We start from the raw sequence: 14,676 nt of genomic DNA, 5'->3' as shown, positions 1-14,676 counted from the left end.
ATCTGGTTACAAATTTTTGAAGTAGCGTATTTTTAAAATTGCAAGTAAACCGGCATTACAGGCTCGGCTGTTTTTATTTGAATGAAAATAAAAAAGAGAATAAAAGCAATCGTAAGATAACCGGCTAATGGAAGATTTACTAAAGAGTTTTTAATGGTATCTTCTTGCTTTTTTGTTACAAAATGCAATACAAATCCAATCAACATTATTAGAAATACAGATTGATAATTAGAATATAATTCTTTCCAAACACTTCCATCAAAATTGAAAAATATTTGATGCAGCATTGCTTGTGCATCGCCTAATGAATTAGCTCTGAAAAATATCCAGCAAAAGCAAACGAAGTTGAACGTGACAATTATACCTATTGCTTTTAAGATGACCTGTTTTTTGTTGATACGCAATTTATCGCATACCCAATCTTTTGCTTTGTCAACACTTAATGCAGCACCGTGCATACCACCCCAGATGATAAAATTCCAGTTAGCGCCGTGCCAAAAACCACCTAATAACATTGTGATGAATAAGTTTACATACTGGCGAACTTTTCCTTTTCGGTTACCTCCTAACGGGATATAGAGATAGTCACGTAGCCAGCTTGATAAAGAGATATGCCACCTGCGCCAAAACTCAGTAATAGAACTGCTTTGATAAGGTGAATCAAAATTGGGAGGAATATTAAATCCGCACCACCTGGCAATACCAATCGCCATATCGGAGTAACCGGAAAAATCAGAATAAATAACTAGCGCATAGCCATATACGCCGAGCAAGCATTCCAACCCTGTATGCTTGCTTGGATCATCAAAAATGTAACCAACAAAATTTACATTGATAAAATCGGAGATAACGATCTTTTTAAATAAGCCGGAAAAAATGAGATAAAAACCTGATGCAAAATCTTCTTTACTTACAAAATAAGGCTTGTTCAATTGCGGCAAAAAATCGGCAGCACGTACAATTGGTCCCATCATCAATTTTGGAAAAAAAGAAAGAAAGTACAAGTAATCTATAAACCGGCTGACGGGTTTAAAATGTCCGCGATAGACATCTACCGTATAACTCAAATTTTCAAATGTGTAAAAAGAAATACCAACAGGCAATATCAAATTCAATGGATGTATATGTCCATTGCAAGCCTCATTGTATAATTGAATAAAGAAATTGGTGTACTTGAAATAAAACAACATTCCAAGATTAAGTACAACACTTAAAACCAGCAATGCCTTTCTTTTATGTGTATTGATCGTTTTGTAAATAAGATTGGATAGTGTAAAATCAATAACCGCAGAAAGCAATACCAGCCCTACAAACCATCCGGAAGCTTTGTAGAAAAAATATAAAGAGAACAGTACAAATGTTATCACTCTTGCATTCCTGTAATGTGCTACCAGCGAATACGTGATAATGAACAATGCAAAGAACCAGATAAAAAAGCCGCTGTTGAATAACAGAGGTTCTTTAGGATTGTAAGAAAGTTCTTCAATAAGTTTATTAAAATCTAATTGCATTGATATCACAATTTAAGCACGAATTATAATCCCTGCATTGAGTTTATGAAGGCCGTAAACAACCAATCAGCCAGTATAGTATACCCTTTCGGTGTAAAATGTATCCTATCGGGTTGAGCCAGTTTTTTTTGCACCCAACTATTAATGGAATATTCTCCTCCCATTACCTGGTGCAGGTTCCAATATGCAACAGCATGCTCATCTGCATATTTTATTAAAGTATTCGTCACATTTTTTATTTCAGGCTCCGATAAATAAGCCCCTCTTTGTTTATTATAGCGCAATGCGTCAGAAGGAGTGGTAATTAAAATACAAGCTGCCGGGCTTAATCTCTTTATCTTACTTACCAGGTGATCTATCTTCTCATAAAAATTTGTTTTAGATGAACCGGAAAACGCATCATTTGTTCCTAGTGAAATGATCACCAGGTCAAAATGTTCTTCTTTTAATTGTTTATCTAATTCTGCCAGCTCATTATAATCAGAATATTTTGTTCCGATCTTACAAAACCATTGGAAGTTAAAAAACAGGTTCCCGTGATATTTTCCTGTATAATAATTATTCAACTTCTCCATAAATTGTTGTGAGAAAACGCCGCCTTTAATGTGTGAATCCCCAATGTGTAACACCTTAATTAAAGTAGGCAATGAATCCGCATTATTTATCTTTTCTTTTATCGGCTTCAGCTCCTGTTCATTCATTATCTGATTACCTATGTTTTGTCCAGCAGCAGGTTTAACAAAAGCCAGCAATGCAATTAAACTACTTAGTAGGGTGCTTTTCAAAATCATCATATTCTTTCATAATTGCATTGAAAATATAATTACCAAATCGATGTGCTCCTTTAAAATTTACATGCGTATAATCTTTATTGGCATATACTGTATCGCCTTGTACCCAACTCACCATCTTATCTTCACCGCCCATGGCGTTATATAAATTGAAAAAATCTGCGCCACAATTTTTTGCCATACCGTATTGCACATCAATCAACGGCTGCACTCCTTTGGCAGTATGCCAGCCATCATCGTATTTAAAACTTTTGTCAGCGGTGGAGATTATCAGCATGTCTGCATCAGGAATAGAACCATGAATTTTTTTCAATACGGGCAACATCATTTTTTGATACCAACTAAAATCTGTGAGATTAGGTTTAAATAACAAGTTAGGGCCATATTGAAATACCAGCAGATCGTATGGACGTTCTTGTTGCACTTGTTTTAAAAATTCTTCTGAAAAATATTTAAACTCTACGCCACTGATCCCTCTGAATGAAAAATTATCTACTACAATTCCGCTGTCGGCTTCCATGGCTGCACCATACAAAGGAATGTCAGGAGATGAAAACCCAAGTTTCAACTCTTTCCCTTCATTTACTTTGGTCTCAAAAGAATTGAATAAACCTGTTGCAGTAATTGCTTGTGCATTGCCATTAATAGTTAGCGTAGCTGAATTACTTTCTCCTTCGGCAGGTTTTCCATACAACACCGAAACTGTATTAAAGCTATTTAAGTGTGGACGATTTACTGTTTTATAACTTACCCAACTGTTTTCTCCGGCAAAAAAACTATGCCCGGAAATAAACAGGTCGCTACCGGCTTTATCATCCGATTTAAAATTTACATCCTTCCAATCAGAAGAAAAAGAATGGATAACCGTTTGCCTGAAACCGGCCACAATTGAAGTTACAGGTACAAACCCAACCCCACCTCCTCCAAAAATATTTTGCAGTTGTTCCCGTATGTCAGCAGTGATCAGGTCGCCTTCAATCATCGAATCCCCAAAATAAGCAATGCGTATTTTTTTCCGTTTCTTTTGTTTAAGCTCCAATAATTTTTGCAAGAAATCCTGCAGAGCAAATTCTTTACCCGACGAGTTGATCAAACCATTATAAGTAGCGTAATTCTTTATCGAAATATTTTGTTTGGCAACGGTTGTACAATCGGTTGTGTTGGATATTGCAATCTTATCCCGAAGACTGTCTTTTTGTATATCAGCTAAAATGCTTACCCGTCGCATACTTTCACCGGCAAGGGTTGGTTTCCATTCAAATAAAAAAGTTGCCGCCAACAGCAGCAACAGGAAAAAAATATTAAACAACAATACTTTCTTTTTTACATTCATTGACTAACCGCATCCGGCTGATCATATTTCATCAGCCTGTGTTTTTTAATAAGTGATCTAATTCTTGGACCCCACACATCTTTAGCACCTGCATAATTATGGTGATTCATCGCTGTCAACCATAAATTATAATTCGTATTTCCTTTCAGTTTTGCATAATATTTTTTTGTTGATAATATCCTGCAAAAATCTTCGAACGACGCCCGTGCGGATATATATTGCTTATATTTTGTTTTTCTCTTTCTTAAATGATTCTTTCCCTTCACTCCGAAAAAATTGTTCAATTGCCTGCAATTAATACTGGTACCACTTCCCGATTCTAATATAGAAACACCTAAAATAACTGCCACCGGAATACCCCATTGCGTTGATAGCTCTTTTGCTAAAGGCAAATATTTTTCTATATAGCTTGTGGTTACTTTTTGTGCCGGGCAAAGGCTTGAACTTACCAGAAATACAGCCACTAACAGCAATCGAAGTTTATTCATGGCAATTATTTATACCATAAATATAACAATCTAAAAATACAAATGGGCATGTTATAAAGAATATAAAAATCAACGGGGTGTTGATAATTAGCTTTTTATAAGATGCAACCCAATTACTTTAATACTGATTTTATTGCTGCTGCTTTCAGCAAGCATTCATTATACTCTTCTTCTGCATTACTATAAAATGTAATAGCAGAGCCGGTTTGAAAAGAAAGATATTTTGCTTCAGCATTGTACAAAGTACTTCTTATCACTACATTAAAATCAAAATCACCGTTTGGGTTTATATAGCCAATAGAGCCCGAGAACAATCCACGTTTGGTTTGCTCGTATTGCTCAATCAATTGCATTACTCTTTTTTTAGGAGCGCCGGTCATAGAACCCATCGGAAAAGTAGCTTTCACAGCATTAACCCAATCAATATCATCTTTAATTTCTCCGCTTATGGTACTTATCATTTGATGCACCTGCGGGAAACTATAAATGCCAAATAACTCATCTACTTTAACTGTGGCCTCTTTACAAATTTTACTAAGATCATTTCTTACTAGGTCCACCACCATTACATTCTCACTCTTTTCTTTTTGACTGTTTAATAAATGCTGCTTATTGGCATCGTCAATATTTTTATTTTCATTTCTGCTTGATGTTCCTTTAATAGGTTGAGAGAAAATTTTATTTCCTGCTTTTTTTAAATAACGTTCTGGACTTGCACAGATACAATACCGGTCATTTACCTTATACAATGCTGCAAATGGATTAGGAGAAACAGCAGACAATTTTTTATAAGTAGAAAGAATATCTATTGTAACAGGTTGGGCAAAAAATTCCTGGCAAAAATTCAACTCATAGCAATCGCCACGTAAAATATGCTGTTGAATTTTTTTGATGGAGCTTATATAATCTTCTTTGCTGATCCTGTTTTTAATTTCAAAAGATGCCTGGCTATTTTCTTCTGCAATTGTTTGTTCGGAAATATTTTTAAAAATTGCTGCCGCATCACCATCACAAAAAACAGTTAGCTGCCTTTCATTTAACTGCAATACAATTTCAGGAACAAAAAAATGTATGTCTGCAAAGCCGATTCCATCAAAATTATTTGATTGTAATTGCTCGGTTTCATTCTTAAGATCATACCCAAAATGCCCGAACAACCATTTATTTTTATGCTGAGAATAAAAATCCTTTAAGCCGTTAAATGCCTTTCCTGCCTGCATTTCAATGCGGTGCTGTACACCTGCTGCCAACAAACATTCAAAAGCCGGTTCATTAAAATTGTAATGGAGATTATCTAAAAAACAAAAGATGTTGAACCGGTTTGCCCAATTCAACATCTTTATTTTAAAGTCGTTAAAATTATCTATTAAAAAAGATTGACCTTCTTTCACGTATATTGTTTACTTCCTGCAAAGAAAAGCAAACTTGATATTTCACGATTTACTTTTCACGATGCACGCTTAAAAATCATCGTCATCATCAAAGCCGCCACCGCCGCCTAAGTCATCGTCAAAGCCAAGGTCTTTAAAGTCGTCCATTTTAAGATCGTCATCATCATCATCACCTTTGCCTTTTTTAGCACCGCTACCACCGCCGGTTGATTTTTTACCTTTCGATTTAGGCAGATCAAACTCTTCAAAGTCAGGATCCCAACTATCGTCTTCATCTTCTTTACCCCAGTTATCATCATCTTCCTCTTCTAAATCATCATCATCGTCATCGTCTTCACCCTTGCTTTTAGAAGCTTTTCCTTTTGCAGCTTTGGGAGTTTCCTCAAAATCATCGTCATCATCATCTTCATCCTCGTCTTTTTTTGCTTTAGAAGATGCTTTCGATTCTGCTTTCTTTTCAGGAGCAGCTTTCTTTGGAGTTGTCTTTTTTTCGTTGTCAGATTTTGCAGCCATAGTTAACCAATTTATTGCACTGTAAAATTTCTTAGAGATTTTTAATTAGCCAAAAAAAATTGATAATTTTTTTAATAATATTTTTTGCCTTATGCCGTTACCAATTGTTCCCTGTTTGGTCCATTACTGATATATTTAACCGGCACTTTCAGATAATTATTCAAATAATCCAGGTATTCTGTCAGTTTACCCGGAAAATCATTGTACGAACTGATTGCTGTAATATCCTTTTGCCAACCCGGAAAGCTTTTGTACACCGGTACGGCATCTATCTTATTCAATTGCATCGGTACACACTTTTTCTCTTCGCCATCAATTTTATACGCCGTACACACTTTCAATTCATCCAAGCTATCTAATACATCCGTTTTAGTAATGATCAATTGCGTAACACCATTTATCATACATGCAAAATCAAGTGCTACCAAGTCAATCCATCCACAACGACGAGGTCTTCCTGTTGTGCTTCCAAATTCATTTCCGATCTTCCGAATTAACTCACCGGTTTCATCATGCAACTCCGTTGGAAAAGGACCACTACCTACACGAGTACAGTAAGCTTTTGTGATACCAAATACTTCTTTAATTTTTTGCGGTGCTACACCCAACCCGGTACACACACCCGCAGAAATTGTATTGCTGCTGGTAACAAAAGGAAAAGTTCCAAAATCTACATCCAGCATGCTTCCTTGAGCACCTTCCGCTAATATTCTTTTTCCTTCTCTAAGTTTTTCGTTGATAAAGTATTCGCCATTTACGATCTTAAATTCTTTGATAAATTCTATTGCTTCAAAGAAATCATTTTCCCACGCGCTGATATCTTCACTAAAATTATAATTGTCCAGCATCTGCTGATGTTTCGCTTTTAATGACTCGTATTGAGTCTTAAAATCTTTATCCAGCAAATTACCTACTCGTAAACCATTGCGACCGGTTTTATCCATATACGTTGGTCCAATACCTTTTAAGGTAGAGCCAATCTTATCGTTTCCTTTTGCCAATTCACTCGCTTTGTCCAATGCTCTATGCGTAGGCAAGATCAAATGTGTACGTTCGCTGATGTACAAATTCTTTTTATAATCAACGCCAAATGCAGCAACGCTTTCACATTCTTTTTTAAAAGTAACCAGGTCCAACACTACGCCGTTACCGATCAGGTTTATTTTATCTTCATGAAAAATACCGCTGGGAATCTGGTGCAACACTACTTTTTTACCATTCAAATACAGCGTGTGCCCTGCGTTCGGACCTCCCTGGAATCGTGCAATCACATCATAGTTAGGAGCAAAATAGTCTACAATTTTTCCTTTTCCTTCATCGCCCCATTGCAGACCCAGAATTACATCTATCATTTATTACTGAATATTTAAGATTGGATATTTATTATTTTGTTACGAGCATTTAGTTCTTTGTTCAACATCGTTGTGTCACTCTCTTGCACAGCATACCATCATTCAACGATCTCAGATTTAATCTGTATATCAATTTTAAGCGGCCGTAAAAATAAATGGAAAAAAAACATCTACCTAATAAACTGAAAGCAGAAGGAAAAAATGTAGAAAACTATAAACAAATAAACTGGTAACCCTATAAACTAAGCCACTTTCAACATGCTCATTTTGCTGCTGTTGAATTTACGTTCTGCATATTCCAGCGTTACTTCAAATGTTTTTACTTTTTGAGAAGGCAGTTCATACATTGCATCGGTTAAAATACTTTCGCAGATACTGCGTAAGCCACGAGCACCTAATTTATACTCCAACGCCTTTTGAACCATAAAGTCGAATACTGCAGGTTCAAATTTCAATTCAATATTTTCCAATTCAAACAAACGAGTGAATTGCTTGATGAGACTGTTTTTAGGCTGTGTTAAAATGCTGCGTAAGGTTTCAGCATCCAATGGATTCAGGTAAGTAACTACCGGCAAACGACCTAATAATTCAGGTATCAAACCAAAATGTTTAAGGTCTACTGCATTTACAAATTGCAATAAATTCTTTTGTTGAAAATCCTGTAGCTCTTTATTTACATTAAACCCGATAGAGTGTGTATTTACACGGCGGGCAATTATTCTATCAACACCGTCAAAAGCGCCACCGCAGATAAACAATATATTTTGTGTATTTACTTTGATCAACTTTTGTTCAGGGTGCTTACGCCCTCCCTGTGGTGGAACTAATACTTCTGTTCCTTCCAATAACTTCAATAATCCTTGCTGTACACCTTCTCCGCTTACATCACGTGTAATTGAAGGATTATCGCTTTTACGTGCTATCTTATCTATTTCATCAATAAATACAATTCCTTTTTCTGCAGCAGTTACATCGTAATTACAAGCCTGTAATAAGCGGCTTAACATGCTTTCCACATCTTCCCCTACATAACCTGCTTCTGTAAATACCGTTGCATCCACAATCGCAAACGGAACATTCAACATTTTAGCAATTGTTTTTGCCAATAATGTTTTACCCGTTCCTGTTTCTCCTACCATAATGATGTTGCTTTTTTCAATCTCAACATCATTTTCAATTTTCTGACTTAATCTTTTATAATGATTGTAAACTGCTACTGAAAGTACTTTCTTCGCATCGTCCTGGCCAACCACGTATTCATCTAAAAATTTCTTTATTTCGATCGGTTTTCTGACAGTCAATTTGCCAATACCACTTGTTACATTTTTAGAATCAGGATAAGCCATTAATTCCTGTCCGATAATTTCCTGTGCATGCTCTACGCAGTTCTCACAAATATGCCCTTCCTGACCGGCAATGAGTATTTTAACCTCATCGCGGTTTCTTCCACAAAACGAACAGTGTAAAGTTTGCTGTTTAGCCATTAAAATTATTTTACCGAATGAATCGCAAATTTAATCAATGAGATTCACTATTTATAGCTATTTGACGTAAATCTTGAACAAAATGTTGTGAGAAAGGAGAATAATCCTACAAAAGATACTGAAATACAAAAAAGCCTTGCTTCCGCAAGGCTAATATTATGAATTAAAAACATACTTAGATCTTGTCGATCACGCCATCCACAATTCCATAGGCTACTGATTCTTTCGCATCCATCCAGTAATCACGATCAAAGTCTTTCATTATTTTTTCAAAAGTTTGTCCGCAATTCTCTGCCAAAATACGAGCGCCCATTTCTTTGGTCTTTTTAATTTGTTCTGCCATGATCTCCAGATCAGCACTTACACCTTGTGCACCGCCGCTTGGCTGGTGTATCATAACTTCGCCATGAGGAAAAATAAACCTGCGACCTTTTGCGCCACCACTTAATAAGATACTTCCCATACTGGCAGCCATCCCCATACATACGGTGCTTACAGGTGAACTTATCATTTGCATGGTATCGTACATTACCATACCACTGGTTACAATACCTCCAGGACTATTTATATAAAACGTAATTTCTTTTCCCGGGTCAATGGCTTCTAAATAAAGCAGGCGTGCTGTAATATCACGAGCACTTTTGTCATCTACTACTCCCCATAAAAATATCTTTCGTTGCTCTATAAATTTTTTGTCGAACTGCCAGCTACCCATCATTTTTTCCATTGGATTTTCGGGAGCTTCTTTAGGCTCTTCATCTTCGTTTAACCGTGTGCGGTAGTTTGTATATAATTTCATTTTTTATTGGTTTTATTTCACGAACTGAAACTAATTGCACTATGTAAAGTAGTTCATTCATCTGTGCAATTAGCAGGAATCAATGTTATAGATTAATCTTTCTTTTGTTTTTTGGGGTTTACCAACAATACTTCATCTACCAAACCATAATCTTTTGCTTCTAAAGAAGTAAGCCAGTAATCACGACTACAATCTTCCGCAACCTTTTCAATAGGTTGCCCGGTATGAGTGGCAATTACTTCGTATAATTCTTTCTTTAATTTTTTCACCTCGTTTACGGTGATCTCAATATCGGAAGCTTGTCCACCAGCTCCGCCGCTTGGCTGATGTAACATAATACGGCTATGCTTTAGAGCTGTGCGTTTACCTTTTGATCCGGCACACATTAATACGGCTGCCATACTTGCTGCAATGCCTGTGCAAATGGTTGCAATGTCAGGTGTAACGAACATCATTGTATCGTACATTCCAAGACCTGCATATACACTTCCACCCGGGGAGTTGATATACATTTGAATATCTTTCGTACGATCGGTGCTCTCCAAAAACAATAATTGTGCAGTGATGATATTAGCCACTTCATCACTTACGGGGTAACCCATGAAGATGATCCTGTCCATCATCAAACGGCTGTAAACGTCCATTACTGCTATGTTCATGGGACGCTCTTCAATAATGTTTGGTGTAAGATTGGTTACATTATGTTTAATATAACCATCCAATGTATTACTGCTGATGCCGCGATGTTTTACGGCGTATTTTTCAAATTCTTTTCCAAAATTCATATACAAAGATTATTGTGTAACAAATATAGTGGATTGAATAACCCAAATAGTGTGCTGAAAAAAATAATGCGACTTTTTGGCGGGCTGCCACGAATAAATAAGAAATCATTTTAAAATAAAAAACCTTTTGCTTTTGCAAAAGGTTTCAATCATTTTATCTCATAAATCCAATTCAGATCAATGATGATGGTGATGCTGTATCGCCGCCAATCCTTCAGGAGTTATTTCATCTTCTTTAGGAGTGGTTTGGCTTTGCGCCCAGTTAAATAATTTTTCAGTTATCAAACGACGATAACTTCCGTCAATTTGTTTTTCGTCCTGCATCATGCGGTCAACATAGCTGTCTAACCAGCTTGTATCATCGCCTAAATTCATGTTGCCCATATAACGGGTAACTTCCTGCTTTAAGAAATCTCTCAGCTCTTGTTGCGTTACTTCCAAATTATTATCCTTAACTAATTTATCGCTGATCAATGTCCATTTTAATTGGCTGCTGAACAAAGGAAATTCCGCTTCTGCTTCATCGGCAGTTTTTGGCTTTTCGCCGCCGTTTTGTAACCAACGTTTTAAAAAAGCTTCAGGAAATTCCATCTTTGTTTCATCTAACAGAAAATGATATATCTGGTCGTGCAATTGATTACGACTTTGGCTATCCCAATATTGTTGAATCTCTTCTCTTAATTTATTTCTGAATTCATCTTCTGTTGCAACTGCTGCACCTGGAAATACTTCATTAAAAAAGGTTTCATCCAATGCTCTTTTTTCAACCAATCCAACTTTTGTTATGGCTAGTTTGAAATATTTTTGAGCTGCAGCTGTGTCATCTTTTGCAAAACCAAGATCTTGTAAGATCATTTCCAGCTTATCGCCTTCAAAGCTTTGTGCTAATTGAAAAACAACAGTATCATCTTTCTTTTTGCCCATTAATTGTGCTTTCAAAGCAGGGCTGAAATATTTAAGTAATAAAGAGTTTTCTTTTGTAATACCGCCTTCTATAACATTACCGCTTGCATCCGATTCAGTGAATAAAACATTTACCACATTTTCATCGTTATCAATTACTTCGGGTTCTGTCATGTTACCTCCTTTGATCTGCATGCGGTTGATTTCATCCTGCACCATTTCATCGGTAACTTTTACTTTATGAAAAGTAAGATTGGCTTTGCTCAACGGAGCAATTTCAAAAGATGGTTTTAAACCAATCTCAAAACCAAATTCGTATTCAGAAGGATTGTTTAGGTCAAGCTTATGAATATCCGCGGTAAGTGCTAACGGATGGGCGAAAATGTCTGGCTTTTCGTTGCTGATGTAATTGTATAATTCTTTTTCGGCGGTACGTAAAACTTCGTCGGCATATAAAGAAGAGCCGTACATTTTTTTCACCATTCCTACCGGCACCATGCCCTTTCTAAAACCTGGAATATTTGCTTGCTTGCTGTATTCTTTTAATTTTTTTTCAAACGAAGGAAAGTAATCTTCCTTGCTCAACTTCACGGTTAACTTTTCGTTCAATAAACCGATGTTCTCTTTTGTTACTGTAGCCATTTCTTTTCTAGCTTTTAGCTTAAAGCTTAATGCTGAAAGCTTTTGTCCGGATGATAGGGGTCGAACCTACATGGATTGCTCCGCTAGATCCTAAGTCTAGTGCGTCTGCCAATTTCGCCACATCCGGGTTGTTTTCGAGTTGAAAACGTATTGGGGGTGCAAAATTAAGGTAAATCAGGCAAAGATTAAAAGGAAGATTATATTATTACTAAAAATGAGAATATTTTGAAAGCATATATCTTTTATTTCAAAAATAGAGTTTACTTTTATAGCAACAATTACAGTTTCTTATCCTTCGTATTATAATATCCTTCGGAGAATCGTACCTATAAAAAATTCCACTATTCCTTTTCGTAATTAATTAAAAGAATTTATGTCAAAACTATCTGCTTTTGCATTGATATTCATTGCATGCATATCAATGTATTCTACTCAGGGTGGTCCTCACTATATAATAAATAAAGAATTTTCAAAGCATTCTTTGTTTGTACCTCCTACTGATACGGATGTTATTAATTGTATTCATGCTTATACCATTGTTGTATTAGGGTCGTCTACCTCTTTTGGTACCGGTGCCAGCACTATGGATAGTTCATATGTAAGTCGCTTTGCTGCTTACGTTAGATCAAAAAATGCTTCCAGCAATATTATCAATCTTGCTTTGGGAGGTTACACTACTTACCAGGTTTTATGTCCAACAGGTTTTACACCACCTTCTGATCGTCCATCGCCGGATGCGGGCAGGAATATTACTGCTGCATTAAGTTATAATCCCGACGCTATCATTATTAATTTACCTACGAATGATGTTGCAAATGGATTCTGGCTTTCGGAACAAAAAGCAAACTATGCAAGAGCTATAGCATTGGCTGATGCAGCCAATGTGCCGGTTTGGGTGACTACTTCACAACCGCGGAATGATATCAGCAATAGTATGAGAGATTCTCTTAAAGCTCAGCGGGATTGGGTATATACACAATTCGGAGATAAAGCGTTAGACTTTTGGAGCACCGTTGCGGACGCGGATGGCAAAATTGTTACCAGTTATAAATCGGATGACATCCATGTGAATAATTCGGGACATTATATTTTCTTTTCCCGTGTTGTATCTAAAAAAATATTGGATACAATTTGCACACGCTTAGGGTTTACACCTCCGGTGATCATGCATTCAAACCCTGAAAATAACAGCACCAATGCCAACAGGAATTTAACTGTTTCGCTAAACTTTGACAAACCCATCACCACCACCGGAACAGGGAAAATTGAACTTAGAAGATTTAGTAATGATGCATTGGTAGAATCTTTTACGGGCAACGATTACAACGTTGTTTTAAGTAGCGGCAATGTGAGCTTACATTTTAATACAATGCTGAGTAATGCTACTAAATATTATTTATTAATTGAGCAGGGTGCTTTTTTTAACAGCGACAATATTTCCTTTAAAGGTATTAACGACAAAAACACATTCAGCTTTACTACTTCTGTTCCATTACCGTTACAATTGCTTTCTTTTAATGCCGCTAAAAGCGAAAATGGAATTCAGCTTAAATGGGCAACCGGAAATGAATTGAACACAAAAGAATTTATAATTGAACGTTCTGTTGACGGAAAAAGTTTTGAGGCAGTAAGTACAATATCAACAAAGGGAGATGGAAATAATTTGTATGAATACAATGATATGTCTGCGAAAAACTTACCTGCTATTTATTATAGAATGAAAATGATCGATAAAGATGGCGGAATCACTTACAGCAATATTATATCAGCTGCAAAAGATAACCTTTCACCGGCATTGCAGGTAAATCCTAACCCGGTCAATGATTATATTAAACTGACTTCATCTTCCATTTCATCCGGCATATTAAATATTTATGATCAATCAGGTATAAGAGTTTTGAGCAAACGATGGAAAACGAATGAAGTGGTGCCAGTAGGGAATTTTCCGGCAGGACAATATTATCTTCAGCTAATTACCGGAACACAAATACAAAATGGAAAATTTTTAAAATAATTTTTTGGGCGTGGTTTAAATACCGGCAACTTTCTGTCTTTTCAAATCTATTGTAAAAACGCCATTAGGTTTGAGACAGCATACCAAATTCCCTTATCATCTTTTTTAAAATAATGATAGCTGCGGTTTCCGGTACCGCATTTAGTTCTGGCCAGATCCAAGCAAACAAACGCCTTTGTTCGGCTTTTATCAAAATAAACAGGAGACAGAGAAACAATACCGGCATATTTAGGAAACTTTTTATAAAAACCACTCCAGCCTCCTATTTTATGCAGATCTGTTTGCGACATTACTTTAATGGAATCAGAAGATGAAAAATAAGGTCTTAACGAAAACACTGTATCTCTCAATTCCTTAAAATTTCCAAACCAGGCAGTAGTATCGAATTTATTATGGACACTATCGAAATGTATGCTATGCCTGCTTATAAATATTAGGAAAGATCTCGTGTTTTTAAAATCCTGTTGAGTCGAATCATTTAAAATGATCTTTTTCCGGGAAACATATCCTTCTTTCTTTAGCCTACTGGTAATTGTCATTGCATAAATGTTTTGCAAATCCTCCTGGCAATAAGAAAGGTAGCTTATGCTCAAAAAAATAAAAATCAATAAGAGTTTCATCTAACAACAAATATACTTTTACATCGTTTTCACTAAAATAACCTAAATCT

The 14,676-nt window shown here is 36.1% G+C and carries 13 protein-coding genes and 1 tRNA gene; 1 reads left to right on the top strand and 13 read right to left on the bottom strand.

Annotation, left to right across the window (positions count from 1 at the left end):
* Window positions 1-32 precede the first annotated feature (32 nt).
* From K9M53_RS01740 to K9M53_RS01685, 12 genes are all read right to left on the bottom strand, one after another.
* Window positions 33-1,511, bottom strand: coding sequence for an MBOAT family O-acyltransferase (locus K9M53_RS01740; protein WP_224017393.1), 1,479 nt, complete (start codon window positions 1,509-1,511; stop codon window positions 33-35).
* Between the two features lie 23 nt (window positions 1,512-1,534).
* Entirely contained in the window at window positions 1,535-2,296 is a 762-nt protein-coding gene (locus K9M53_RS01735; RefSeq protein WP_224017391.1) for a DUF459 domain-containing protein, read from the bottom strand.
* A complete protein-coding gene (locus tag K9M53_RS01730; RefSeq protein ID WP_224017389.1) occupies window positions 2,274-3,635 on the bottom strand; it encodes an SGNH/GDSL hydrolase family protein in 1,362 nt (453 codons plus the stop codon). Before K9M53_RS01730 ends, K9M53_RS01735 begins: the two co-directional genes overlap by 23 nt.
* Window positions 3,632-4,123 carry a glucosaminidase domain-containing protein gene (locus K9M53_RS01725; RefSeq protein ID WP_224017386.1) on the bottom strand — a complete coding sequence of 164 codons (492 nt, stop codon included), beginning with the start codon at window positions 4,121-4,123 and terminating at the stop codon, window positions 3,632-3,634. Before K9M53_RS01725 ends, K9M53_RS01730 begins: the two co-directional genes overlap by 4 nt.
* A gap of 113 nt (window positions 4,124-4,236) precedes the next feature.
* On the bottom strand, window positions 4,237-5,514 hold the full coding sequence (locus K9M53_RS01720) for an anthranilate synthase component I family protein (RefSeq protein WP_224017383.1): 1,278 nt from the start codon (window positions 5,512-5,514) through the stop codon (window positions 4,237-4,239).
* A 69-nt stretch (window positions 5,515-5,583) separates the two neighbouring features.
* Window positions 5,584-6,027 (bottom strand): hypothetical protein, encoded by a 444-nt coding sequence (locus K9M53_RS01715; protein WP_224017380.1) that lies wholly within the window; start codon window positions 6,025-6,027, stop codon window positions 5,584-5,586.
* 89 nt (window positions 6,028-6,116) lie between these two features.
* Complete coding sequence (locus tag K9M53_RS01710; RefSeq protein WP_224017379.1) at window positions 6,117-7,379, bottom strand: adenylosuccinate synthase; 1,263 nt, start codon at window positions 7,377-7,379, stop codon at window positions 6,117-6,119.
* Window positions 7,380-7,621: 242 nt separating this feature from the next.
* Window positions 7,622-8,863: an ATP-dependent Clp protease ATP-binding subunit ClpX gene (gene clpX / locus K9M53_RS01705; RefSeq protein WP_224017378.1), complete on the bottom strand. Its 1,242-nt coding sequence runs from the start codon at window positions 8,861-8,863 to the stop codon at window positions 7,622-7,624.
* A 175-nt stretch (window positions 8,864-9,038) separates the two neighbouring features.
* Entirely contained in the window at window positions 9,039-9,662 is a 624-nt protein-coding gene (locus K9M53_RS01700; protein WP_224017377.1) for a ClpP family protease, read from the bottom strand.
* Between the two features lie 92 nt (window positions 9,663-9,754).
* Window positions 9,755-10,447, bottom strand: a complete 693-nt coding sequence (locus K9M53_RS01695) for a ClpP family protease (RefSeq protein WP_224017376.1) — start codon at window positions 10,445-10,447, stop codon at window positions 9,755-9,757.
* Between the two features lie 177 nt (window positions 10,448-10,624).
* Complete coding sequence (tig, locus tag K9M53_RS01690; RefSeq protein ID WP_224017374.1) at window positions 10,625-11,992, bottom strand: trigger factor; 1,368 nt, start codon at window positions 11,990-11,992, stop codon at window positions 10,625-10,627.
* Window positions 11,993-12,037: 45 nt separating this feature from the next.
* A tRNA-Leu gene (locus K9M53_RS01685) sits at window positions 12,038-12,119 on the bottom strand.
* A 246-nt stretch (window positions 12,120-12,365) separates the two neighbouring features.
* Here K9M53_RS01685 and K9M53_RS01680 point away from each other — a divergent pair.
* Window positions 12,366-14,006 carry a GDSL-type esterase/lipase family protein gene (locus tag K9M53_RS01680; protein WP_224017372.1) on the top strand — a complete coding sequence of 547 codons (1,641 nt, stop codon included), beginning with the start codon at window positions 12,366-12,368 and terminating at the stop codon, window positions 14,004-14,006.
* Window positions 14,007-14,053: 47 nt separating this feature from the next.
* Here the strand turns inward: K9M53_RS01680 and K9M53_RS01675 are convergent, their stop codons facing one another.
* Entirely contained in the window at window positions 14,054-14,545 is a 492-nt protein-coding gene (locus K9M53_RS01675; RefSeq protein ID WP_224017369.1) for a hypothetical protein, read from the bottom strand.
* Between the last annotated feature and the right edge of the window lie 131 nt (window positions 14,546-14,676).

This window comes from Ferruginibacter albus (genome assembly GCF_020042285.1).
Classification (GTDB): Bacteria; Bacteroidota; Bacteroidia; order Chitinophagales; family Chitinophagaceae; genus Ferruginibacter; species Ferruginibacter albus.
The sequence above is the reverse complement of the archived record's forward strand: the minus strand, read 5'-3'. Positions and strand labels throughout refer to the sequence as shown.